This window comes from Streptosporangiales bacterium, from assembly GCA_009379955.1.
In the GTDB taxonomy this organism is placed as follows: Bacteria; Actinomycetota; Actinomycetes; order Streptosporangiales; family WHST01; genus WHST01.
The window spans coordinates 67,434-90,591 of record WHST01000002.1 but is presented as its reverse complement, the minus strand read 5'-3'; the positions used below and the strand labels follow the sequence as shown (position 1 = coordinate 90,591).

Genomic DNA, 23,158 nt, shown 5'->3' with positions numbered 1-23,158 from the left:
CGCACCCCACCGGGGTCCCCAACGGTCGCCCGCACCCCGACCGGGGTCCCCAGCGGGGGTCGGGGGCGACCGCGACCGACGTGCCCGGTCAGGACGGCTGGTCGCCGGTCACCTGGCGGTCGCGGCCGGCGAAGAGGCCGGTCGTCGCGAGGCCGACGGCGATCGCGGTGACGATGACCAGCGGGACCGTCCAGCCGCCGGTGACCTCGCCGAGCACCCCGAAGATCGCGGGACCTGCCGCGGCCAGCAGGTAGCCGAGCGACTGGCCCATGCCGGACAGGGCCGCGGCACCGTGCGGGTCGGCGGCACGGAGGCTGAAGAACGACAGGGCCAGGACCATCGAGACGCTGAGCGCCACCCCGAGCACGACGACCCACACGACGGCCAGGCCGGGAGCGAGCATGAGGCCCAGCCAGCCGCCGGCCTGCAGGAGCGCCGTCGCGGCCGCGACGAACCGCTGGTCGGAGAAGCGCCGTATCGCGAGCGGGCTCAGCAGGTACGTCACCACGCTCACGCCCTGCGACAGCAGCAGCATCAGGCCCGCGCGTTCGTCGCTCATGCCGTAGCTGTGCAGCAGGGTGGGCAGCCAGCCCACGAGCACGTAGAACGCGAACGCCTGCAGGCCCATGAACACCGTGACCTGCCACGCCAGCGCGGACCGCCACGGGATGCCCACCGGCGATGTCGCGCCGACGGATGCGGTGCGTCCCGGGACGCGGGTCGCCGCGACCGCCCAGACGGCGATCGCGACGGCGGTCAGCACCACCCAGCACGCGAGCGAGCCGCGCCACCCGCCGGGCAGCACCGAGGCCAGGGGCACCGCCACGCCCGCCGCGACGGCGGAGACGATCGTCATCGTCGCCCCGTAGAACGCGGTCATCACGCTCACCCGCGCGGGGAAGTCGCGCTTGATCAGGCTGGGCAGCAGCACGTTGGCGCCGGCGATGCCGACGCACAGCACCACCGTGCCGCCGAACAGTGCACCGAGCGACGGCAGCGACCGCAGCACCGTGCCGACGGCGAGGACGACGAGCGCGACGAGCAGCGCGCGTTCGATGCCGAGCCGGCGGCCGGCCCGCGGCACGAGGATCGAGGTGCCGGCGAACGCGACGAGCGGCAGCGCGTTGAGCACGCCCGCCCCGCTCGCCGACAGGCCCTCGCTCGCCCGGATCATCGGCAGCAACGGGCCGACGCTGAGCAGCGTCGGTCGCAGGTTCGCCGCGATGAGCAGCACCCCGAGGAGCAGCAGGACGGAGGACGCGCGCGACGGAGTCACCCGCGACGTCCGCCTCGCGGCGTGCGTCGCCGATCTCTCCATCTAGTGCTCCGTCAGCCGATCCGCGAGCTCGGTGAGCAGCAGCGCCTCGGCGACGCACGCGTGCTCGAACTCGGCCAGGTGGAGGCTCTCGTTCGTGCCGTGCGCACCGGCGTCGGGGTCCTCGACGCCGGTGACGAGGAGCGCGGCGTCGGGGAACACGGCGTTGAACGCCGCGAGGAACGGGATCGATCCGCCGACGCCGACGTCGACGGGCGGGTGACCCCAGGCCGCACCGAACGCCGCGCGTGCGGCGTCGTACGCGGGGCCGTCGGCGGGGACCCGGTACCCCTGCCCGAGCTCCCCCGGCGTGACGGTGACCTGCGCGCCCCACGGCACGTGGGTCTCGAGGTGGCGGCGCAGCGCCTCCTGCGCCCGGACGGCGTCGTCGCCCGGCGCGATCCGCATGCTCACCTTCGCCCGCGCGACGGGGACCTGGACGTTGACCGCGTCGGCGATGCGGGGCGCGTCGACGGCCAGCACGGAGACCGCGGGCCTGCTCCACATCCGGGACGTGAGCGAGCCGGTGCCGACGAGTTGCAGCCCGTCGACCGCGCCGGTCTCGGCGCGCACCCGCTCCTCGGTGAGGTCGAGCGGGTCGCTCTCGTCCGACACCAGTCCCTCGACGGCCACGGTGCCGTCGTCGTCGTGCAGGCTGGCGAGCACCCGGCACAGCGTGCTGAGCGCGTCCGGGACGATGCCGCCGCTCATGCCGCTGTGCACGGCTCCGGCGAGCGTGCGCACCTCGACGAAACACTCGGCGAGCCCGCGCAGCGAGACGGTGAGCGCGGGGACGCCGACCTTCCAGTTCATCGAGTCGGCCAGCACGATGACGTCGGCGGCGAGCAGGTCGCGGTACTTCTCCAGGAACGGCGCGAGCTTCGGGCTGCCGATCTCCTCCTCGCCCTCGACGAAGACGGTCACCCCGATCGGCGGTCTCCCGCCGTGCGCCTTGATCGCGGCGAGGTGCAGGGCGACCCCGGCCTTGTCGTCGGCCGTGCCGCGCCCGTACAGCCGGCCGTCGCGCAGCGTGGGCTCGAACGGGTCGGTGCGCCACGCGGTCCGGTCGCCGACCGGTTGCACGTCGTGGTGCGCGTACAGCAGCACCGTCGGCATGCCCTCGGGAGCCGGCCAGCGCGCGACGACCGCCGGCTGCCCGTCCTCCACCTGCAGGATCTCGACGTCCGGCGCACCCGCCTCGCGGAACAGCTCCGCGGTCCGCTCGGCGCTGTCCCGCACCGAGGCGGCCGAACCGGGGTCGGCCGAGACCGACGGGATGCGGACGAGGTCTTCGAGAGCGGACCGGACCGCGGGCATGGCGTGGCGGACGGACTCGCGCAGGGGGAGGTCGGTCATGAGGCGACCTCCGGAGTGAGCATCGCAGCGAGAACGCGACCCGGACGCGCGACACCCGGCGGGCGTGAGCGAGGAGCGGAGCGGAGGAGGGCGGCGGGAAACACGGTCATGCTGCGATGTTACGACCCGTCCCCGGCCGCGCTCGCCTCGCGACCGGCGAGCACGCGGAGCGCGGTCACCATGTCGGCGCCCGACGGCGCACGCTCGGGGTCGATCATCCACTGCAGGGCGAGGCCGTTCAGCAGGGCGAGCACGAACGACCCGACGGCACGCGCGGACTCGTCGTCCACGGGCTCGGCGTCGGCCAGCACGGAGGCGGCCAGCTCCTCGCGTGCCTGCTCGTAGTCGTCGCGGAAGTGCTCGCGGATCTGGGGCACCCGCTCGGCCTGCGCCATCACCTCGATGCTCGCGACGAGCATCTCGTGACCGTTCGCGAACGACGCCACGATGCTGCCGAACATCGACCCGAACCGCTCGAGCGGGCTCGCGTCGTCGTCCGCCGTGGCCACGTCGATCTGGTCGCCCCACTGGTCGAAGATCGCCATCAGGGCCTCGTACAGCAGGGCGTCCTTCGAGCCGAAGTGGTAGCCGATCGACGCGAGGTTGGTGCCGGACGCCGCGACGATGTCGCGTGCGGTCGTGCGGGCGTAGCCGCGCTCGGTGAGGCAGCGCAGGGCGCCGACCAGCAGGTCCTCTCGGTGTCCCATGCGCCGATCGTAGCGACTTTCTAGACAAGCGTCCTATACATAAGTCATAGACATTTGTATAGTCGCCCTCATGGCGAACGCGACCCGCGCCGGCCGGCGCGCCTGGCTCGGCCTGGTCGTCCTGCTCCTCCCCGCCCTGCTGGTGTCGATGGACCTGTCGGTGCTGTTCATGGCGCTGCCGTTCCTGAGCGCGGACCTCGGGCCGAGCAGCGGTCAGCTGCTGTGGATCCTCGACGTGTACGGCTTCTGCCTGGCCGGCCTGCTGCTCACGATGGGCACGCTCGGCGACCGGATCGGACGGCGCCGGCTGCTGCTCGCCGGCGCGGTCGCGTTCGGGCTGGCGTCGGTCATCGCGGCGTACGCGACGAGCGCCGAGATGCTCATCGCGACCCGGGCCCTGCTCGGCATCGCCGGCGCGACGCTGGCGCCCTCGACCCTGTCGCTGATCCGCACGATGTTCCCCGACCCGCGGCAGCGCCGCACCGCGATCGGCGCATGGACGTCCGCGTTCGCCGGGGGCGCCGTGGTCGGCCCGATCGCGGGTGGACTGCTGCTCGAGTACTTCTGGTGGGGCTCGGTGTTCCTCGTCAACGTCCCGGTCATGCTGCTGCTCCTCGTGCTCGGCCGGATGCTGCTGCCGGAGTCCCGCGACCCGAGCCCGGGACGCTTCGACCTCGCGGGGGCGGGCATGTCACTCGCCGCGGTGCTCGCGGTGATCTACGGGGTCAAGCGGTTCGCCGAGCACGGCGCGGACCCGTGGGCCGGCGCCTCCCTGGTCGCCGGTCTCGCCGTGGGCGCGCTGTTCGTCGTCCGCCAGCGCCGACTCAGCGAGCCGGCGCTCGACGTGCGACTGTTCCGGCACCGGGCGTTCAGCATCTCGATCGTCACCGGCACGATCGCCATCCTCGCGGTGGCGGGCTCCGGCCTGTACACGACGCAGTACCTCCAGCTCGTCCACGGGATGCGGCCGTTCACCGCCGCCCTGTGCAACCTGCCGGTGGTCGCCGGCATGCTCGTCGGCGTCACCGTCGCGACCATGCTGGTGCGCAGGGTCAGGCCGGGAACGGTCGTCGGCCTCGGCCTCGCCGTCTGTGCCCTCGGCTTCGCCGTGATCGCCCTCGTCGACGTCGAGTCGCACGTGGCCCTGCTGCTCGGCGGCGCGACGCTCATGGTCGCCGGCGTCGGCATGGCGACGACCCTGGCCACCGACATGGTCATCGCCACGGCACCGCCGACCAGGGCCGGCGCCGCGTCAGCGCTCTCCGAGACCGGCAACGAGCTGGGCGGCGCCCTGGGCATCGCCGTGCTCGGCAGCATCGGCGCCGCGGTCTACCGGTCGGAACTCTCCGGCACCTCACCCGCCGGCCTGCCGGCGAACGTCGCGTCGGCCGCCCGGGACACGCTCGGTGGCGCGGTGCACGTCGCCGACTCCCTGCCCGAGCCGCTGGCAGGCGCGCTCGTCCGGGCCGCGCGCGAGGCGTTCGTCGGCGGCATGCAGGTCGTCGCCGTCGTCAGCGCCGCCGGCCTCGCGGTCGCAGCGGTCCTGGCCGCGATCTGGCTGCGGCGCGTCCGGACCGACGACGCGGCGCACGTCTCACCCGACGTCGACGAGCCGGCGCCGGTGTCATGAATCCGCGCTCGCTCGTCAGCTCCTGCGCTCATTGGTCCACGCGCCTGCGCTCATTGCGCGTCGAAGAGCTTCGCGCGGACCGCGTACAGCGCCGCCTCCATGCGTGAGTGGAGCTGCAGCTTGTCGAGGATGTTGCGCACGTGGTTCTTCACGGTGTTCTCGGAGATGGTGAGGTCGGCGGCGATGTCGCGGTTGCTCATCCCCCGCGCCACGAGCTCGAGCACCTGCATCTCACGGTCGGTGAGCCGGGGGGCGGGCAGCTGCTGGCGTGCACCGTCGGCCCGCTTCGCGATGGCCGCGAACTCGGTGAGCAGCTTCGACGCCATCGACGGCGGGATCAGCGAGTGCCCGCCGTGCACCGCACGGACGGCCGACGCGATCTCGTCGACGGGGATCGACTTGAGCAGGTAGCCGGACGCCCCGGCCTTGACCGCCTCGAAGAGGTCGGCCTCCTCGTCGCTGATCGTCAGGATCACGAGCTTCGCGCTCGGCACCTCGGAGTGGATGGCCGAGCAGGCGTCGATGCCGTGTCCGCGCGGCATGCGGACATCGAGCAGGATGACGTCGGGCAGCAGGTCGACGGCCTGCCGCACCGCCTCGCGCCCGTCGGACGCCTCGCCGACGACCTCGATGTCGCCCTCCTGGCGGAGGGTGAGGTCGAGGCCGCGCCGGAACAGCGCGTGGTCGTCGACGATGAGCACCCGGATCGGGTCGGTCTGCGCGTCCGGCGCAGGGGCGGCGGGCGTCGGCAAGGAGCCCTGCGTCGGGGTCTGCAAGGTCAGCCTTCCCAGTTGCCGGGGCGCGCCGAGTCGCCTACGCCTCCTGCGTGGCCCGCTCCTCCTCGAGGCGGATGACGCCGTAATCGTAGCCGCGCCGGCGGTAGACGACGCTCGGCTTGTCGGTCGCGGTGTCGCGGAAGAGGTAGAAGTCGTGGCCGACCAGCTCCATGGCGAGCAGCGCCTGGTCGATCGACATGGGGCCCGCGGGGTGGGACTTCTCCCTGACGACGAGCGGACCGTCGCCTTCCATCTCGACGGGGACGATCGATTGGTCCTCGGAGTCATGCTCGTCGCCGGGTGACGTGCCGTTGGCGGAGGGCTCGACGAGTCCGTCGGCGAGCGGCGCCGTCGCGGTGGCCACCGACACCGGAGACCTCGACCCGCGGTGGATCTTGCGCTTGTCCTTCAGCTTGCGCAGGCGCGACTCCAGCTTCGCCCACGCGCTGTCGTAGGCGGAGTACTGGTCGGCGGCCCGCGCCTCGGCCCGCACGACGAGCCCGGGGGAGCGCGCCGTGATCTCGACCCTGTCCGAGACGCTCGCCTGCCTCGGGTTGCGTTCCTTCGAGACCAGCACGTCGAGTGCGACGGCGCCGTCGACGAGCCGCTCCACCTTGGTCAGTTTCTCGGTCACATGCCGACGAAACCGGTCCTGCACCTTGACGTGACGTCCCTTGACAACGATCTGCACGGACGATCCCCCTCCTCGCGACATGCTCGACTCGACCGGTGGGCGTGAGGAACGGCCGTTTCCGCTGGTAGCCCGCGGGGCATCGTGCTGTGTGGCCGCGCGCATGCGCGCCAACCGACTACGGGCCCGGCACTCCGGCTCTCGCCGCTGAGCGGTCACCGACACGCGACCACCTCCTGGTGCCGACTACTCACCGTAGGCCTCAAACGCCCAATGACCGAACGCTAGCCCACGAGAAGCTGTCTGTCAGTAGAGCGTACGGAGAACCTTCCCCTCATCTCAGAACCCGCCCGCGCGGCTCAGAACCGGCGGGGCGTCGCGGCCAGGACGGCGGCACCGACGACCTCGGCGCCGGCCGCACGCAGCGCGCGTGCCGCTTCGGCCAGGGTGGCGCCGGTGGTGAGCACGTCGTCGGCGACGACCGCGGACCGCCCGGCGACCGCGCCGACGTCGGCCCGCGCGACCCCGAGCGCACCCGCGAGGTTGGCAGACCTGGCCCGCGCGTCGAGCCCCGACTGGTCGGCGACCCGCCGCACGTGGCGGAGCACCGGCGCGTACCGCCACCGGTCGGGCCCGTCGCGCGCGTGCCCGAGCGCCCGGGTGACGAGCCCGGCGAGCGGGTCGTACCCGCGCTCACGCAGTCGCTGCCGGGTCGAGGGCACGGGCACGACCAGCACCGGCGCCGCGTGATCGGACGGCGCGGCCGCGGCCAGGGCACGTGCCAGCGCCGCGCCCAGCGGACCGGCGAGCCCGTGCCGGCCGCGCTCCTTGTAGGTGAGCAGCGCGGCGCGCACCGGCCCGTCGTACGGCGCCGCGGCCCACACCGGCGGGAGCCCCGGCGGCGGCGGCCGCGGCTCCGCCGCGTACGCCGGGGCGGCGAGCCGGGAGGTGCAGCCGGCGCAGAGCCGGCCGGGCACCCGCCCGCAGCCCGCGCACCACAGCGGCAGCACCAGGTCGAGGAGACCGGCGAGCAGCCGGGGTTTCGCGTCGTCCATACCCGTACCGTCGGCCGCAGGTACCCGCGGCACGAGACCCGGCGGTCGATTTGTGGACCGTGGGTCGTTGCCACCTCACATGGCACTACCGGGGAGGTTGCTCACTTGACATGGCACTACCGGCGACAAATCGGGACGCAGGTGGCATTCGACCAGGTAGTGCCATGTCAAGTGGCTCAGCTGCCGGTAGTGCCATGTCAAGTCGGCCGGGAGTGCCAGCGGGCGTACAGGTCGCAGGCGACGGCGGCGGTGTCGCCGGACGGCTCGGTCGGCAGGGTTCCAGCTGCGGGGCCGTCCTCGACCCAGGCGGCGTCGAACGTGCGCAGGTCGGCGTCGAACGCCACCGGGTCGACCGGGCGGCCGGCCCGCAGCGCCGAGCCGAGCGCGTCGACCCAGCGGCGCCAGCGCGGGAGGTAGTACGTCCCGAGCAGGCCGGACCAGCCGCGCCGCGCGTAGTCGACGAGCGCCCCGTCGGGTGGACCCCAGAGCGTCAGGATGCGGCGCGCGTCGGCCTCGTACGCATGCCGCTCGTCGCCGGTCTCTCCCCACGAGGCCGCGTCGGCGAGCCACCGGCCGAGCAGGTACTCGGGGCGGGTGGCGAGCAGCCGTTCGAGGTCCTCGATGCCGGTGAGGAACCGGCGTGCCGCCGCGGCGAAGGCGGCCTCGTCGCCGGCGAGGTACGCCGACGCCGCCTCGGCCTGCGCGTGGTCGCCGAGCGTGCCGACGACGAGGTACGCGACGTCGGCGAGGTCGCGACCTATCGCGGTCCGGGCCGCGTCGGGGCCGGTGCTGGCGATCGCGGTGGCCGCCCCGGCGAGCAGCTCCCACGCGGTCCACAGCTCGTCCGGCACCTGCCGCCACCGCGGCGCCTCGGACAGCAGGAACGGCGCCGGCACGAGGTCGCCGTCGGCCACCGGCCTGCGCAGCAGCACCGCGCCCGGCGGGCCAGGCGCGTCGGCGGCGTACACGGTGTCGCGCAGCAGCCCCCACGCCCGGCGCAGCGCGTCACCCGTCTCCGCGTCGACCCGGCCGTAACGGGCGTCGACCCAGCCGGGGAGCCAGGAGTCGAGGTCGACCGCGCCCGACCAGGCGACGTCGGCGAGCAGCTCGTACAGCACCGGGTCGCCGCGGTCGTCCTCCATGGTGGCGCCGAGGCCGACCGCACCCGACGCCGCTGGTGCCGTCGCGACCGTCCCGAGCTTGCCGTACATCCCCGGCCGGCCGCCGAAGTTGTGCAGCATGCACCACAGCCACGGCTTGCCGGAGCCGAGCGCGGCCGTCACCGGCCGGTGCTCCGACCACAGGTCGAGGATGATCGTCCGGTCGTCGGGCACGGCGCCGAGGAACGCGCGGATCCGGTCCGCGCTCCAGTAGTCCTCCTGGTACGTGAACGGCCAGCTCTGGAACACCCAGGTCGCGTCGGGGTCGCCGCGGCGCATGCCCTCGTACACGGCCGCCGCGGTCGCGGCCACCTCGTCGAGCGTCTGCGCCGGCGGCACCGACTCGATGAACGGGTCGGCCAGGTAGAGGTGGTCGGTGCCGCCGAACAGCTCACGCTGCGCGGCGACGTACCGCTCCCCCAGGTCGGCGAAGAGAGGATCGGTCGGGTCGAGCGCGTGGGTGGTGAAGCCGGTCCAGTCCACGACCTGGGTCGAGGCACGACCGGCGAGCTGCTGCGGTACGTGCCCGGCGAAGCCGGGGAGCACCGGGCGCATGCCGAGCTCGCGCGCACGGCCGATCACCCGCGCGCCCAGCTCCGCGCGCCGGTCGACCCAGCCCTGCGTCGCGGGCCCGTCCCACCCGGCGAGGCAGCCCATGGTGACGAACGGGAGGTACGCCGGACCGCCGAGGAAGGCACGGACGCCGGCGTCGTCCAGGCCCGGGTCGAGGCCGCGGAACGCGCGCTGGATCACGGCCTCGTGGCCGGTGAGCACGAACGGCAGGTTCACCCCGTGCAGGGCGAGCCGGTCGAGCTCGCGTTCCCAGCGCGGCCAGTCCACCACACGGCGGTGTAGGCATAGGTCACGACGTTGAAGTGGTATCGGTGCGCGAACGCGGCCTCGCGCCGTAGGGGCTCACCGCCGGGCAACCGGTCGGGCAGGTCCGGCTGCGAGACGTCGGTCGTCACTTGCGTGGCGCAGCGCTCCCGCAGGTACGCGCGCAGGGCGGCCGCCTGCGCCACCGGGCCGGTGCCGGCGAGCACGACCCGTCCCGCCGCGTCGGTGTCGACCTCGAACGCCTCGCGGCCGTCCATCGCGGGCAGCGTACGGAGCACGACCTGGTCGGCCCGGTCCCCGAGCACCCGGCGCAGCAGCCCCGGTACGCCGACCTCACCCATGTGCCCCTCCCGCCGCCCGTCGTCGTCGCGACAGAACCTACGAGACGAGGCGGGTGACGAGCGCGCGGGTGACGGCCTGCTGGCCGGCGAGCGAGGCGTGCACACCGTCCGGGCCCTGCAGGTCGTCGGCGGCGGGGACGCCGAAGACGGTCGTCAGGTCGACGACGGGCTCGGGGAAGTCCCGCATCGCCTCGGTGAGCGCGACGATGTCGTCGTTGCGCCACGTCGACTCGCCCATCCGGAACGGCGGGAACGCGGCGACACGCTCCTCGTGCACGGGCGCAGGCGTGATCCACACCCACGAGGCGTCGGCGCGCGCCGCGGCGATGCGGTGCAGCTCCCGCAGGTTGGCCACCGTCTCCGCCGTGCTCACCTGCGACTTGGTCGGCTCCGGGCCGACGCGCGTGACGTCGTTGCCGCCGAGGAAGCAGATGATCCAGTCCGGCCGCTGCGCGACGGTCGGCACCCAGCGCCGCAGCACCATCGCGGTCGTGTGTGCGGACAGGCCGCCGTTGACGATGCGGACGCCGTCGTCGGGACGCAGCAGCTCGAGGACGTGCCGCAGGATCTCGGCCCACGACTGCAGGTCGTCGGTCATGCTGTCGCCGACGGCGAGCACGGTCTGGCCCGGCGCGAACGGCAGTGCGTCGACGGCGGACGCGAACGCGTCGTCGTCGAGCAGCTCCTGCGCTGCCTGCCGTGCGTGCACGGCGAAACCCTCGGTCAGCTCGGCGTACCTGTCCTTGTCCAGGCCGAAGATCGACGGCAGCGCGTCGACCATCCCCGGCAGGTAGCCGTAGAGCTTCTCCAGGTGAGTGAGCTGCAACGTCTTCAGGACCATCTCTTCGTTCATGACGCCCTCTCCTTCATGGTTCGTTGGAAGGGCGGCATGCCGGCCAGCATGCCGCCGTCGACGGGGAGCGTGACCCCGGTGACGAACGACGACTCGGGCGAGCACAGCCACACCGCACTCGCCGCGACCTCGTCCGGATGACCGAGCCGCCCGACGGGCAGCGCGGCGGCCGCGGCCCGCTGGGCCTGCTCCCCCGCCCGCCCGAGCTGCTCGGTGAGGATCGGCCCGGGCGCCAGCGCGTTGACGCGGACACCGGAGCCGGCGTAGTCGAGTGCCGCCGTCCTGGTGAGGCCGACGACGCCGAACTTGCTCGACACGTAGCCGGCCAGCCCGCCCACGGCCTCCAGCCCGGCGGTCGACGCCATGTTGACGATCGCGCCGCCGCCGCCGTCGAGCATCGCCGGGATCTCGTACTTCATGGCGAGGAAGACGCCGCGCAGGCTCACCTGCAGCGCGCTGTCGTAGTCCGCGACAGCCACGTCGGCCAGCGGCGTGGGCCGGTGTCCCCCGCCCGCCGCGTTGTTCACCGCGGCGTCGAGGCGGCCGTACGCCCCGAGCGTCTGCTCGACGAGGCGTCGCACCGACGCCGCCTCGCCGACGTCGGTGGGGACAGCGAGCGCCCGGCCGCCGGTGGCGGAGATCTCCTCCGCCACCGCGGCCAGCGCCTGCTCGTCGCGCGCCGCGAGGACGACGCTCGCACCGGCCCGGGCGAACGCCCGTGCCGTCGCGGCTCCGATCCCGCGGCTCGCGCCGGTCACGATCGCGACCCGGCCGGTGAGCGATGGGCGCCTCACGACGGCCTGCCGGGGATCGGGGGCGCCCCGGGGGTGCCGGCCACGAAGCTCATCTGGATGCCGGCCATGCGGATCCGTCCGGTGTCGCGCACGAGGACGAACGTCACGCGCGACGCGGACGGGATCGGGTTGCCGTGGTAGTTCCCCGGCGACCTCTGCATCGCGATGCCGACGGTCGTGTCGCCGTACTGCCGCAGTTCGCGCTCGGCGAGCTCGAAGCTGTCGTACGTCAGGCCGCCGCCGTCGCCGTGCCTGTCCTTCCAGTCGCTCTTCGTCAGCAGGAACCCCAGCGGGCCTACGGCGACGAAGTCGTCGGTCAGCAGGTCCTCGTGCGCGGCCGTGTCACCGGTCCGCTCGGCCTCCTCGAACGCCACCAGGAAGGCCGTGACCTCGTCGTTCACGTTCATCTCGATCTCCTCTCGTCGGTTCGTGGCTCGAACGTTAGGACCGGGTGACCGTCCGTCGAATCGGCGAGATCGCCGGTCTGGTCGCCGGTGGCGGCGCCCCGTAGCCTTCGCAGCGTGCTCAGGGGTCGGGTGAGGGAACGGGCGGCGGTCGACGCCCTCCTCGACCGCGCCCGCGCCGGCACCGGGGGCGGCCTGCTGCTGCACGGCGAGCCGGGCATCGGCAAGAGCGCGCTGCTCGCGTACGCGGCGGAGCGCGCGGACGGCATGCGCGTCCTGCGGACGGCCGGCGTCGAGCCCGAGGCCGACCTCGGCTACGCCACCCTGCACCGGCTAATGTTCTCCGTCCTCGGCTCGCTCGACCGGCTGCCCGAGCCGCAGGCGCGTGCGCTCGGCGTCGTGTTCGGGCGCGCGGAAGGGACGGCGCCCGACCGCTTCCTCGTCGCCCTCGCCGTCCTGTCCCTGCTGTCCGAGACCGCCGGCGAACGGCCGCTGCTCTGCCTGGTCGACGACGCGCAGTGGGCCGACCCGCTGTCGATGGACGTCCTCGCGTTCGTCGCCAGGCGGCTCGACACCGAGCCGATCGCGCTGGCGATGGCCGCGCGCGCCGACGAGGGCCGCGCGATCGACGTCGCCGGGCTCGTCGACGTGCCGCTCGCCGGGCTCGACCGCGAGTCCGCGGGCGCCCTGCTCGCCGAGCACGGCGGTGAGCGGCTGTCCCCGGCGGAGCGCGACGAGCTGCTGGTCGCGACCGGCGGCAACCCGCTCGCGATCAGGGAGCTGCCGGCGGTCCCGCGGTCCCTCGCGGCGCAGGGCGAGCCCGCGCCTCTCGCCGCGGGGATGCAGCAGGCGTTCCTCGACCGCGCCCGCCGACGTGACCCCGGCGCCCAGCGGCTGCTGCTGCTCGTCGCCGCCGACGGCTCGGGACGCGTCGACGCGATCCGCCGGGCCGCCAAGACGTACGACGGCGGGGATACACCCGTCCCGATGCAGCCCCTGGAGACCGGGGCGCTCGACGACCTGCTGGTGGCGGACGGCGCGACGCTGGCGTTCCGCCACCCGCTGATCAGGTCCGCGATCTACCACGGTGCGAGTCAGGCGGAGCGGCGGTCGGCGCACCGCGCGCTCGCGACGGCGTTCGAGGCCGACCCCGCCGAGGCGGACCGCCGCGCCTGGCACCTGGGGCAGGCGAGCGACGGGCCGGACGACGCCGCTGCCGACGAGCTCGAACGCTCGGCCGAGCGTGCTATGAGGCGCGGTGGTCCGGCGGCGGCCGCCGCGGCGCTCGAACGGGCCGCGGCGCTGAGCGGGTCCGACGACGCCCGCGCCCGTCGGTGGGTGGCGGCGGCCAGGGCCTGGTGGCGCGGCGGGCACGCGACGTCCGCCCACGCCCTGCTCGACCGCGCGGAACGTATGCCGTCCCTCGCCGCCGCCGAACGCCTCGACCTGAGAGCGCTGCAGACGCTGATGGACCTGCGCGCGGGGAGTCCCGCCGACGCCCTGGCCCGGCTGCTGCCGGTGCTCCCCGACCTGGTCGGCGCCGAGTCCGGGCAGGCGGTCGAGCTGCTCATGCTGTTCGGCGAGGCCGGCTTCCACGCCAACGCCGGCACCGCCTGGGACGAGATCACCGTGCTCGCCGAGCGGCTGCCCGCGAACACCGGCGGCGACACCGACCTGCTCATCCGGCTGTTCCGCGGCGCGTGCCGCTCCCGTGCCGGGCGCGACCACGACTTCGGTCCCGACGACGTCGCGGCGCTGGAGCGCCTGACCGATCCGACGACGATGGCGTGGGCCGGCGGCATGGCGTACGGCATCGGCCTGCGCGACCTCGCCCTGCGGATGCGACGCACGGCGGCCGACAGGGCGCGCGCGTCGGGTGCCGCCGGCACGCTCGCCTGGATCCTGGAGTACGTCGTCGGCGACGAGATCTCGGCGGGCCGGTTCGCGACGGCGGAGGCCCACGCCGAGGAGGCGTACCGCTTCGCGGTGGAGTCGGGGCAGCCGAGCACCGCCTGCCGGCACCAGAGCTCGCTCGCGCTGCTCGCCGCGCTGCGCGGTGACGAGGAGCGGGCCAGGGAGCTCGCCGACGAGGTGCTGGCCGAGGCGAACGACCGCGACCTGCGCAGCACGGCCGCGGTCGCGTACCGGACGCTCGGCCTGCTCGACCTCGCCACCGGCCGTGCCACCGAGGCGCTGGCGCACTTCGAGGCGATCGGTCGCGACCGCACCGCCGTGCACCCGGGCCTCGTCCTCATCACGGTGCCCGAGCTCGTCGAGGCCGCCGTCCGCGACGGGCGGCCGGAGCGCGCGCAGGCACCGTACGAGCGGTTCGCCACCTGGGCCGACGCCACCGGCGCGCCCGACCTGCTCGCGCTCGCGGCCAGGTGCGGGGCACTGCTCGCGTCGGGGACGGCCGCCGAGGAGGCGTACGTGCGGGCGCTGGAGCTGCATACCGGCACCGGGAGCCCGCTCGAACGCGCCCGCACGGAACTGCTCTACGGCCAGCACCTGCGTCGCGAACGACGCCGCACCGACGCCCGCACTCACCTGCGTGCCGCCCAGGACACGTTCCGCCGCATCGGCGCCGCGGTGTGGGCCGACCGGGCGGGCGACGAGCTCCGCGCGACGGGCGAGACCGCCAGGCAGCGCGAGCCGAGCACCCTCACCACGCTCACGCCGCAGGAGCTGCGCATCGCCACCGTCGTGAGCGAGGGGGCGACCAACCGCGAGATCGCCGCCCAGCTCTTCCTCAGCCCGCGCACCGTCGACTACCACCTGCGCAAGGTCTTCCAGAAGCTCGGTGTCACCTCCCGCACCGAGCTGACCCGCCTGGTCCTGGCCGAGGCCGCCGGTCAGCCGGGGTAGGTCGGGGAGGTGCCGCGGCCGGCGGGGCGGGAGCTGAACTCGTCGGGCTGGGAGATGGCGATCTCGCCGTCGCGGTCGCTCACCAGGAGCGGCATGTTGTACGCGGCGGCCACACCGCTGAGGTTGCCGACGCTCGACGCCTTGCTGATCGACAGGCCGTCGACGGACGCGACGTACGTCACCTGCTGGCTGCCCTGCTCCCCCGCGGCGACGGCGAGGCTGCGGTGGTCGTACCACCACACGTCACCGACGTCGACCAGGGACGGCGCCACCGGTCGCAGTGCGCCGACCGTCACCTTCTTGCCGTCGCGCGCGACGGTGCCGACGACCAGCTGACCCGCCGGGCCCCCGGTCGCCACGAATGCGACGCGCACGCCGTCCCACGCCACCCGCACGGCGCTCACGTCGAGCCGCGTCGAGCGCGACAGCCCGGTCACCGGCACCTCGGCAGGTCGGCCCTTGCCGTCGGTGAACAGCAGCACCCGCGGCCCGCGCGAGGTGTTGTCGACGACCCACAGGTCGCCGTTCCTGTCCCACGACGCGGCCGACAGGCGGGTGCCCTGGTACAGCAGCGTCGGCCTGCCCTTGGTGCGCAACGGTCCCACGGACAGCATGCGGTGGTCGGTCGAGACGGAGGCGGCCGACCTGGCGTCGAGCGAGACCGCGGGCCTGCCCACGGTGACCGCGCCGGTGCCGAGCGGCCCGCCGAGCTTCTCGACCTCGGCCGTCGCCGTGTCGATGCTCATCAGCCTGCCGTCGCGCACGAAGTAGCCGCGCAGGTTCGCCACCACGCTCGACGCCTCGTACGGGCGGTACGCGTCGGCGTCGGCCGTCGGACCGTCCAGCGCGGTGCCGGTCTGCACGCTGACGCGGCTCACCCCGTCGACCCGCATCATGGTCGCCGCGATCTGCGCGATCATCCGGCGCCGCGGGCTGCCGGACAGGGTGCTCGCGGCCCCGCCGAGCGAGATGGTCATCGTGCCGTTCTCGTCGAGCACCGGCGCCCGTTCGAGCACGGTGCCCTTCGGGATCGCCGTCTCGACACCGTGCTCCACCGCCGTGGTGGGTCCGGCGAGCAGCGCCCTGACGACGTCGGTGGGCCAGGAGTCCTGGTCGGCCGCCGACAGCACGATCGAGTCCGGCACGAGGACGTCGGCGCTCTTGCCGAAGAAGAAGAGGTCGAACGGGGTGTACGCCGTCACGACGTCGGTCTCGGTCAGCATCAGGTTGCCGGGCAGGCTGCCGATCCGCCACTCGCCCGCCACCCGCTGCAGGCGGAAGACCGGGTGCATGGTCGAGCCCTCGGGCGAGGGCCGGTATTCGCCCTTCGCGGTGATGGTCGCCTGCTGCGCGGCGGTGACCGACACCGTGTTGTCGCGCCCGATCTCCAGTCGGAAGTCCTCGTCCTGGGTGTAGACGACCACCGCGGGGTCCTTGCCGTTCGGCCAGCCGTTCTGGATGTCCGGCGTCAGGTACGAACGGGCGACCGCATGGCCGCTCGCGGGACTCGCCATCGCGGCGAAGAAGCCGGCGACGACCTGCGACGGCGTCCACCCCTTGCGCGGCGGCTGGGCGAACACCTGGACGGGCTGCTGCCCCGCCGCACTCTCGGCTCCGGCCTTGCCCGGCTGGATCGGCCCGCTCGTCGGGATCCGCGCACACCCGCTCACCAGGACGGCGGCCGCAAGGGCGACCGCGGCGACGAGGTGGAGTCGGCGACGGGTCATGAGGCGACCTCCACGTCGTCCCTGACGACCACGGGCATGCCGGGGAGGTCCATCGACAGTGGTGACCCGCGCAGCTCCTCGCCGGCGGACACCGGCAGCGTGAGGCGGAAGAGCGCGCCGTTGCCGGGTACCCCCGTGGCCTGCAACCAGCCGGCGTGCAGCCGCGCGTCCTCCAGCGCGATCGAGAGGCCGAGACCGGTGCCGCCACCGCCCCTGGCCCGTGCGGGGTCGGCGCGCCAGAACCGGTCGAACACCCGCCGCACCTGGTCGGGCTCGAGCCCGACGCCGTGGTCGCGGACGACGACGGCGACGGCGGTCTCGTCGGACGCGACGCGGATCTCGATCGGATGGCCCTCGCCGTAGTGGACGGCGTTGACGACGAGGTTGCGCAGGATGCGGTCGACGCGGCGGGGGTCGACCTCGGCGATGCAGGGCTCGTCGGGGAGCACGAGCGTGATCTCGCTGCCGCTCCGCTCGGCCAGTGGCGCGTCGGCCTCGACGACCGAACGCACGAGGTCGCGGACGTCGCACGCGCTCGCATCGAGGCTCGCGGCGCCCGCGTCGTAGCGGCTGATCTCCAGCAGGTCGGCGAGCAGCGACTCGAACCGGTCGAGCTGCGCCTGCAACAGCTCGGCGGCACGTGCCGCGTCGGTGTCGAACCCCTCCCTCGCGTGGTAGAGCATGTCCGCCGCCATGCGCACCGTCGTGAGCGGGGTGCGCAGCTCGTGCGAGACGTCGGAGACGAACCGGCGCTGCACGCGACCGAGCTCCTCCAGCTCCCCGATCTGGCGCTCCAGGCTCGCGGCCATCGAGTTGAACGACGTGGCCAGCCGGGCGAGGTCGTCCTCGCCCTTGCCGGCCATGCGTTCGGTCAGCCTGCCCGCCTCGAACCGCTGCGCGATCTGCGCGGCCATGCGTACCGGCGTGACGACCTGCCTGGTGACGAGGTACGCGATCGCGCACAGCAACGCGACGAGCGCGGCGCCGACGAGCGCGACGGTGCGCTGGACGAGCGCGAGGGTGTCCTGCTCCTGCTCCAGCGGGAACAGGTAGTACAGCTGCCAGGGCCCGACCCGAGTGCCCACGACCACGCCCGGCTGGGTCTCCCGCCGGTCGTTGTACGTGATCGCCGTGTAGGTCCAGCGCTGCTGGAGCGGCCGGGTGGTGTCGAGCGCGCTCCGCAGCGACAACGGGACGCTGTCGAGATCGACCCCGCCGGTCGCCCGCGCCGGGTGCGCTCCCGGCGGCAGGTCACGGGTCGATGCGCGGACGACGATGGCGTAGCGCCCGGCCGTGCCACCCCTGTTGGCCAGCTCGGTGACGAGACCCGCCTGCAGCGACTCGAGCGCCTGCGGGTCACTCGCGCCGAGGGCCGTGAGCTGGCCCTGGGTGTAGAGCGCGCCCGACCAGGCCTCCTCGGTCGCGGCCTTCACCTTCTCGGCGAGCAGCCCCTCCTCGATGCGGGCGACGAGGAACCAGCCGAGGAGCACCACGACGAGGCAGGAGACCGCGAGCGTCGAGCCGACCACGCGGAGCTGCAGGGACCGGCGCCAGGAGACCGCGACGAACCGTGCCGCCGCACCGGTGCGACGACCGACGGCCCGGGGCAACGCGCCGGCACGGCCACGGCTCGTGCGCCGTGTCGTGGTCACGTCTCCCCCTGGGACATCGGTCAGGCGGGGCCGGCCTTGTAACCGACTCCGCGAACGGTGACGACGATGTGCGGGTTCTCCGGGTCGCGTTCGACCTTCGACCGGAGCCGCTGCACGTGGACGTTGACGAGGCGTGTGTCCGCGGCGTGACGATAGCCCCACACCTGTTCGAGCAGCACCTCGCGGGTGAACACCTGGCGCGGCTTGCGGGCGAGCGCGACGAGGAGGTCGAACTCCAACGGGGTCAGCCCGATCGACCTGTCGTCGCGACGCACCTCGTGCGCCGCCACGTCGATGGTGAGGTCACCGATCTGGAGTACCTCGGGCAACGGGTCGTCGGAACGCCGCAACCGCGCCCTGACCCGCGCGACGAGCTCCTTCGGCTTGAACGGCTTGACGATGTAGTCGTCGGCACCCGACTCGAGTCCCAGCACGACGTCGACCGTGTCGCTCTTCGCCGTGAGCATGACGATCGGCGTGCCCGACTCGGCCCTGATCTCGCGGCAGACGTCGATGCCGTCCTTGCCGGGCAGCATCAGGTCGAGCAAGACGAGGTCGGGTCGTGTCTCTCGGAACAGGTCGATCGCCTTGTCACCCGTCGGGCAGAAGTGCGGCTCGAAGCCCTCGCTCTTGAGCACGATGCCGAGCATCTCGGCGAGTGCGGGGTCGTCGTCGACGACCAGGACGCGTCCCTTCATGGGCACATAGTTTCACTTTCGAGGCCGAGATGAGGCAGCGCACCGCTCGGAGCGGGTCGCGTGGGAATGAGGAAACGCCGGGACAGCCCTGGTTTGCCGCCTGACCGTCCCGGCGTGAACGGGTCGGAAAGTAGGGGAAACACACACACACGGACTACCCCGAGACCGACCCAGCCCCTTGTGTACCACGACCGCCCCGCGCCGTACAGCACGCCCCGGTAACACCCGTCGCATGCGACGTCACCAGCCACGGTGCCGGCATGCCAGGATGGCCGCATGGCCGCAGGAGAACCGCCGGTGGGACGCAGCGTCTTCCCGCTGCGTCCGCTCGGCGTCGGCGAGGTTCTCGACGCCGCGGTGACCACGATGCGCGCCTACCCGCGGGTGACCCTGGGCCCCTCGGCACTGATGTACGCCTCGGCGCTCGTCGTCAGCCTGGCCCTCGCCGGTGTGCTCGCCGCCCTGATCTTCTCCAACGACGACCCGGTGGCGCAGATGCTCGCCGCGAGTCTCGCCACGCTCGGGTTCATCGGCGCCCAGTCGGTCGGCAGCCTCCTCCAGCTCGCGGCCGTCGCCGCGTTCAGCACCCTGATGTCGGGCACGGTCGCGCGGGCGATGCTCGGCCGGCCGGCTCCGCTGCGTGCCGTGTGGCACGACACCAAGCGCAGCTTCGGCTGGCTGGTGCTCTACGCGCTCATGCTGAGCGCCGCCTCGGTGGTGCCCTTCCTGCTGCTCGGCGTGGCGGCGTTCGCGGGCGCGATCCCCGCCGTCGGACCGTACCTCTATCTCGCGACCGTCGTGCTGCTCGCGGTGGTGACGGCGTTCTTCTACGCCCAGGTGTGGCTCGCGCCCGCGGCCATCGTCTTCGAACGCGTCCACGTGGCCCGCGGGATCGCACGCTCGTGGCAGGTCACCTCCACCGGACGCTGGCGCGCGACGGGTGTCTTCGGCCTCACCATGCTGATCTGTCTGCTGCTGTGGGCCGCGATCTCCAGCGGCCTCTACTCGGTCGCCAGCCTGCTCGCGTACACGTTCAGCATCGCGTTCTCCCCCACCACCCTGACGGTCATCCTCCTCATCGCCACGTTCCTCGGCGGTCTGATGATCGGCACGGTCTGTACCCCCTTCCTGTCGGTGATCTCCGCGGTCGCGTACGCCGACCAGCGCATGCGCGCCGAGGGACTCGACCTGACGCTGGGCGAGGCGCGCACCTCGGGCCGGCTGCGTGACCTCCCCGTCGAGTTCACGCTGATCGGTCCGGCGACCCCGTTCGCCGCGCCCACGGACCGGCGGCCGCCGGAACCGCAGCCCCGCAGGCGTCCGGTGCGGCCTCCCCCGATGCCACCGCGGCCACTGCCCGTCCCGCCTCCGGGCGTGAGGGCGGGTGGCTGACATGAGTGTGCCCATCGTGATCGGTCGCGACGAGGCCCGGCGTGCCGCGCAGGAGGAACTGCGGAAGGCGATCTATCAGGACGCCAAGCCCACGCCCTTCGAACGCTGGCTCGAGCGGCTGACGGAGTTCATCGACAAGATCCTCAGCGCCACCGAGGACACCACGGTCAGCGGGTGGGTCGGGATCGCCGTCCTCGTCGCGCTCGTGGTGCTGGTGGTCGTCCTGATCTGGCGTCGCGCCGGCACGGTGCAGCGCACCCAGCGGCGGGCGAGGGCCGCGCTCCTCGAGACAGGCGGGGCGATGACCGCGGCGGAGCAGCGCGCCGCCGCCACCCGTCATGCCGGGTCCGAGGAGTGGGCCGAGGCGATCCGCGCCCGGATGCGCGCGATCGCACTCGGCCTCGAAGAGCGCGCCCTGCTCGACCGCCGGCCGGGCCGTACCGCCGACGAGGTCGCCACCGACGCCGCCCGCAGCCTGCCCGGCCACGTCGACGAGCTGCGCGCGGCCGCGCGGATCTTCGACGACGTCTGGTACGGCGGACGCAGCGGCAGCCGCACCTCGTACGACGAGATCACCCGGGTCGACGAGCGCGTCCGCGACGCCAAGCCCGCCCTCGCCACCGCCACAGCGGGAGCCGGCTGCACTTGAGCACCTCACTCACACCGTCGACCAGCACCGCCGCACGCAACGCGCGGCCTATCGTCCTCTTCGTGCTCGCGCTCGTCGTCCTCGTGACGGTCGGCCTCGTGCTGCTGGTCGGCAGCGACCGGAGCGAGGAGCCGCTCTCCACGGAGTCGGCGGAGGAGTCGGGCACCCGGGCACTCGCCCAGCTGCTCGACGACCGCGGCGTCGGCGTCGACGAGGTGACGTCGACCCGCGAGGCCGTCGAACGGGCCGGCGCCGGCACCACCCTCGTCGTCGCCGAGACCCTGTTCCTGTCCGAGGAGTCCGCCCAGGCGGTCGCCGACTCCGATGCCGACCTCGTCCTGCTCGCCCCGTACCACTCCCGCCTCGCCCAGATCACCGCCCTCGTCGAGACCTCGACGGCGGCGCCGTCCGACGAGACGCTGCTGGCGCCGCAGTGCGACCTGCCGGCCGCGACGCGCGCCGGCGCCGCCGAGCTCGGCGGCCAGGCCTCCTACCGCACGACCTCCGGCGGCACCACGTGCTACCCGTCGGGCGAGGACGCGGCGGCGCTCGTGCAGGTGCGCGACGGCGACCGCACCATCACCGTCGTCGGGTCGGCGTTCCCGTTCCAGAACGGCGGGCTCGCGCGGGAGGGCAACGCCGCCCTCGCCCTCAACCTGTTGGGCCAGCACGAGGACCTCGTCTGGCTGCTGCCCGGTCCCGACGACGCCCCGTCGGGACAGACCGGATCGCTCGCGAGCCTGGTGCCGATGCCCGCACGCATCGCGGCGTTCGGCGCGATCGCCGCCCTCGTCCTGTTCGCGCTCTCCCGCGCGCGGCGCCTCGGCCCGGTGGTGACCGAGCGGCTGCCCGTCGTGGTCCGTGCGACCGAGACGACCGAGGGGCGGGCGCGCCTGTACCGGTCCCTGCGCGCGCGAGAACGCGCGGCCGACGCGATGCGCCGCGGCGCCGTCTCCCGGATGCGCCCACTGCTGCGGCTCCCGCGCGGCAGCGACCCCGAGGCCGTCGTCGCGGCCGTCGCCGGACGGGTCGACCGCGATCCGGCCCCGGTGGCCGCGCTGCTGTTCGGCGGCGCCCCACCCGACGACGCGACGCTGGTGCGTCTCGCGGACGACCTCGACGCGCTGGAGAGCGAGGTCCGCCGATCGTGACCCCGTACCATCACCCACCCAGACGAATGCCGAGGGGACGACCTCTGTGACGACGCCACCGCAGCCGGACGGGCCTGCCTACGGGCCTCCCGGGATGCCGTCGGGCCCACCCGCGGGACCGCCGCCCCAGGGACCGCCACCGCAGGGGCCGCCACCACAGGGCCCGCCGCCACAGGCACCTGCCCAGGCGTACCAGCCACCCGCCGTCGAGGTGTCGAGCCCCGAACGCGACGCGCTCGCCGCGGTACGCGAGGAGGTCGGCAAGGCCGTCGTCGGCCAGGACGCGGTCGTCACCGGCCTGGTGATCGCCCTGCTCTGCCGCGGCCACGTGCTGCTCGAGGGCGTGCCCGGCGTGGCCAAGACCCTGCTGGTCCGCACTCTCGCCGCGACACTCGAGCTCGAGATGAAGCGCGTCCAGTTCACGCCCGACCTGATGCCGGGCGACGTCACCGGCTCGCTCATCTACGACACGAAGACGGCGGAGTTCGAGTTCCGCGAAGGGCCCGTCTTCACCAACCTGCTGCTCGCCGACGAGATCAACAGGACACCACCGAAGACCCAGGCATCGCTGCTGGAGGCGATGGAGGAGCGCCAGGTGACGGTCGAGGGTGAGCCGCGCGCGCTGCCCTCCCCGTTCCTCGTCGCGGCCACCCAGAACCCCGTCGAGTACGAGGGCACGTACCCGCTGCCCGAGGCGCAGCTCGACCGGTTCCTCGTGAAGCTCGCCGTGCCGCTGCCGACCAGGGCCGACGAGATCGACGTGATCACCAGGCACGCCCAGGGCTTCGACCCGCGCGACCTGCAGGCCGCGGGCGTGCGCAAGGTCGCCGGCCCGGCCGAGCTCGCCGCGGGGCAGCGTGCGGTCCGCGGCGTCACCGTGCGCCCCGAGGTCGTCGGCTACGTCGTCGACGTGTGCCGTGCGACGCGGCAGTCACCGTCCCTGCAGCTCGGCGCCTCGCCGCGCGGCGCGACGGCGCTGCTCGCCACCAGCCGGGCATGGGCGTGGCTGGCCGGCCGCGACTACGTGACGCCCGACGACGTCAAGTCGCTCGCGCGGCCGACGCTGCGGCACCGGGTGCAGCTGCGACCGGAGGCCGAGCTCGAGGGCATCACGAGCGACAGCGTCCTCGACGGCATCCTCGCCACCGTGCCCGTCCCGCGCTGA

The 23,158-nt window shown here is 73.7% G+C and carries 20 protein-coding genes; 6 read left to right on the top strand and 14 right to left on the bottom strand.

Annotation, left to right across the window (positions count from 1 at the left end):
- Positions 1-88: 88 nt before the first annotated feature.
- The 3 genes from GEV10_01230 to GEV10_01220 form a co-directional block, all read right to left on the bottom strand.
- Positions 89-1,318: an MFS transporter gene (locus GEV10_01230; GenBank protein ID MQA77101.1), complete on the bottom strand. Its 1,230-nt coding sequence runs from the start codon at positions 1,316-1,318 to the stop codon at positions 89-91.
- Positions 1,319-2,671 carry a M20/M25/M40 family metallo-hydrolase gene (locus GEV10_01225; protein MQA77100.1) on the bottom strand — a complete coding sequence of 451 codons (1,353 nt, stop codon included), beginning with the start codon at positions 2,669-2,671 and terminating at the stop codon, positions 1,319-1,321.
- A gap of 119 nt (positions 2,672-2,790) precedes the next feature.
- The gene (locus GEV10_01220) at positions 2,791-3,378 is read right to left on the bottom strand and encodes a TetR family transcriptional regulator (protein MQA77099.1); all 588 of its coding nucleotides are present in this window, start codon (positions 3,376-3,378) and stop codon (positions 2,791-2,793) included.
- 70 nt (positions 3,379-3,448) lie between these two features.
- Between GEV10_01220 and GEV10_01215 the strand changes: the two genes are divergently transcribed.
- A complete protein-coding gene (locus GEV10_01215) occupies positions 3,449-5,008 on the top strand; it encodes an MFS transporter (GenBank protein ID MQA77098.1) in 1,560 nt (519 codons plus the stop codon).
- A gap of 50 nt (positions 5,009-5,058) precedes the next feature.
- Here GEV10_01215 and GEV10_01210 read toward each other — a convergent pair whose 3' ends face one another.
- The 8 genes from GEV10_01210 to GEV10_01175 form a co-directional block, all read right to left on the bottom strand.
- The gene (locus GEV10_01210; protein MQA77097.1) at positions 5,059-6,072 is read right to left on the bottom strand and encodes a response regulator; all 1,014 of its coding nucleotides are present in this window, start codon (positions 6,070-6,072) and stop codon (positions 5,059-5,061) included.
- Complete coding sequence (gene raiA / locus GEV10_01205; protein MQA77096.1) at positions 5,822-6,580, bottom strand: ribosome-associated translation inhibitor RaiA; 759 nt, start codon at positions 6,578-6,580, stop codon at positions 5,822-5,824. The genes GEV10_01210 and raiA overlap by 251 nt, the downstream gene beginning before the upstream one ends.
- A gap of 194 nt (positions 6,581-6,774) precedes the next feature.
- Positions 6,775-7,449 (bottom strand): ComF family protein, encoded by a 675-nt coding sequence (locus tag GEV10_01200; protein ID MQA77095.1) that lies wholly within the window; start codon positions 7,447-7,449, stop codon positions 6,775-6,777.
- A 218-nt stretch (positions 7,450-7,667) separates the two neighbouring features.
- The gene (locus tag GEV10_01195) at positions 7,668-9,470 is read right to left on the bottom strand and encodes an alpha-N-acetylglucosaminidase (protein MQA77094.1); all 1,803 of its coding nucleotides are present in this window, start codon (positions 9,468-9,470) and stop codon (positions 7,668-7,670) included.
- On the bottom strand, positions 9,416-9,808 hold the full coding sequence (locus GEV10_01190) for a hypothetical protein (protein MQA77093.1): 393 nt from the start codon (positions 9,806-9,808) through the stop codon (positions 9,416-9,418). Before GEV10_01190 ends, GEV10_01195 begins: the two co-directional genes overlap by 55 nt.
- A 37-nt stretch (positions 9,809-9,845) precedes the next feature.
- On the bottom strand, positions 9,846-10,661 hold the full coding sequence (locus GEV10_01185) for a hypothetical protein (protein MQA77092.1): 816 nt from the start codon (positions 10,659-10,661) through the stop codon (positions 9,846-9,848).
- Complete coding sequence (locus tag GEV10_01180; protein MQA77091.1) at positions 10,658-11,455, bottom strand: glucose 1-dehydrogenase; 798 nt, start codon at positions 11,453-11,455, stop codon at positions 10,658-10,660. Before GEV10_01180 ends, GEV10_01185 begins: the two co-directional genes overlap by 4 nt.
- On the bottom strand, positions 11,452-11,862 hold the full coding sequence (locus GEV10_01175; protein ID MQA77090.1) for a DUF4440 domain-containing protein: 411 nt from the start codon (positions 11,860-11,862) through the stop codon (positions 11,452-11,454). Before GEV10_01175 ends, GEV10_01180 begins: the two co-directional genes overlap by 4 nt.
- 87 nt (positions 11,863-11,949) lie before the next feature.
- Here GEV10_01175 and GEV10_01170 point away from each other — a divergent pair, with 87 nt between their 5' ends.
- Entirely contained in the window at positions 11,950-14,724 is a 2,775-nt protein-coding gene (locus tag GEV10_01170; protein MQA77089.1) for an AAA family ATPase, read from the top strand.
- Here the strand turns inward: GEV10_01170 and GEV10_01165 are convergent.
- The 3 genes from GEV10_01165 to GEV10_01155 are packed head-to-tail and all read right to left on the bottom strand — an operon-like array spanning position 14,712 to position 18,801.
- Positions 14,712-16,451 (bottom strand): hypothetical protein, encoded by a 1,740-nt coding sequence (locus tag GEV10_01165; protein MQA77088.1) that lies wholly within the window; start codon positions 16,449-16,451, stop codon positions 14,712-14,714. The two genes, GEV10_01170 and GEV10_01165, sit on opposite strands and share 13 nt — an antisense overlap.
- Positions 16,448-18,103 carry a HAMP domain-containing protein gene (locus tag GEV10_01160; protein MQA77087.1) on the bottom strand — a complete coding sequence of 552 codons (1,656 nt, stop codon included), beginning with the start codon at positions 18,101-18,103 and terminating at the stop codon, positions 16,448-16,450. The genes GEV10_01165 and GEV10_01160 overlap by 4 nt, the downstream gene beginning before the upstream one ends.
- A gap of 20 nt (positions 18,104-18,123) precedes the next feature.
- Positions 18,124-18,801 (bottom strand): response regulator, encoded by a 678-nt coding sequence (locus tag GEV10_01155; protein ID MQA77086.1) that lies wholly within the window; start codon positions 18,799-18,801, stop codon positions 18,124-18,126.
- A 276-nt stretch (positions 18,802-19,077) separates the two neighbouring features.
- Between GEV10_01155 and GEV10_01150 the strand changes: the two genes are divergently transcribed.
- The 4 genes from GEV10_01150 (at position 19,078) to GEV10_01135 (ending at position 23,158) form a co-directional block, all read left to right on the top strand.
- A complete protein-coding gene (locus GEV10_01150; GenBank protein MQA77085.1) occupies positions 19,078-20,193 on the top strand; it encodes a hypothetical protein in 1,116 nt (371 codons plus the stop codon).
- A 1-nt stretch (position 20,194) separates the two neighbouring features.
- The gene (locus GEV10_01145) at positions 20,195-20,842 is read left to right on the top strand and encodes a DUF4129 domain-containing protein (protein ID MQA77084.1); all 648 of its coding nucleotides are present in this window, start codon (positions 20,195-20,197) and stop codon (positions 20,840-20,842) included.
- A complete protein-coding gene (locus GEV10_01140) occupies positions 20,548-21,993 on the top strand; it encodes a DUF4350 domain-containing protein (GenBank protein MQA77083.1) in 1,446 nt (481 codons plus the stop codon). The genes GEV10_01145 and GEV10_01140 overlap by 295 nt, the downstream gene beginning before the upstream one ends.
- 94 nt (positions 21,994-22,087) lie before the next feature.
- Positions 22,088-23,158 (top strand): AAA domain-containing protein, encoded by a 1,071-nt coding sequence (locus tag GEV10_01135; protein MQA77082.1) that lies wholly within the window; start codon positions 22,088-22,090, stop codon positions 23,156-23,158.

Bases quoted from the DNA above. Each gene is read 5' to 3' on its own strand.
- GEV10_01230 (MQA77101.1), bottom strand. From the start codon at position 1,318: ATGGAGAGATCGGCGACGCACGCCGCGAGGCGGACGTCGCGGGTGACT.
- GEV10_01225 (MQA77100.1), bottom strand. From the start codon at position 2,671: ATGACCGACCTCCCCCTGCGCGAGTCCGTCCGCCACGCCATGCCCGCG.
- GEV10_01220 (MQA77099.1), bottom strand. From the start codon at position 3,378: ATGGGACACCGAGAGGACCTGCTGGTCGGCGCCCTGCGCTGCCTCACC.
- GEV10_01215 (MQA77098.1), top strand. From the start codon at position 3,449: ATGGCGAACGCGACCCGCGCCGGCCGGCGCGCCTGGCTCGGCCTGGTC.
- GEV10_01210 (MQA77097.1), bottom strand. From the start codon at position 6,072: ATGACTCCGAGGACCAATCGATCGTCCCCGTCGAGATGGAAGGCGACG.
- raiA (MQA77096.1), bottom strand. From the start codon at position 6,580: ATGCGCGCGGCCACACAGCACGATGCCCCGCGGGCTACCAGCGGAAAC.
- GEV10_01190 (MQA77093.1), bottom strand. From the start codon at position 9,808: ATGGGTGAGGTCGGCGTACCGGGGCTGCTGCGCCGGGTGCTCGGGGAC.
- GEV10_01185 (MQA77092.1), bottom strand. From the start codon at position 10,661: ATGAACGAAGAGATGGTCCTGAAGACGTTGCAGCTCACTCACCTGGAG.
- GEV10_01175 (MQA77090.1), bottom strand. From the start codon at position 11,862: ATGAACGTGAACGACGAGGTCACGGCCTTCCTGGTGGCGTTCGAGGAG.
- GEV10_01165 (MQA77088.1), bottom strand. From the start codon at position 16,451: ATGACCCGTCGCCGACTCCACCTCGTCGCCGCGGTCGCCCTTGCGGCC.
- GEV10_01155 (MQA77086.1), bottom strand. From the start codon at position 18,801: ATGAAGGGACGCGTCCTGGTCGTCGACGACGACCCCGCACTCGCCGAG.
- GEV10_01150 (MQA77085.1), top strand. From the start codon at position 19,078: ATGGCCGCAGGAGAACCGCCGGTGGGACGCAGCGTCTTCCCGCTGCGT.
- GEV10_01145 (MQA77084.1), top strand. From the start codon at position 20,195: ATGAGTGTGCCCATCGTGATCGGTCGCGACGAGGCCCGGCGTGCCGCG.
- GEV10_01135 (MQA77082.1), top strand. From the start codon at position 22,088: ATGCCGTCGGGCCCACCCGCGGGACCGCCGCCCCAGGGACCGCCACCG.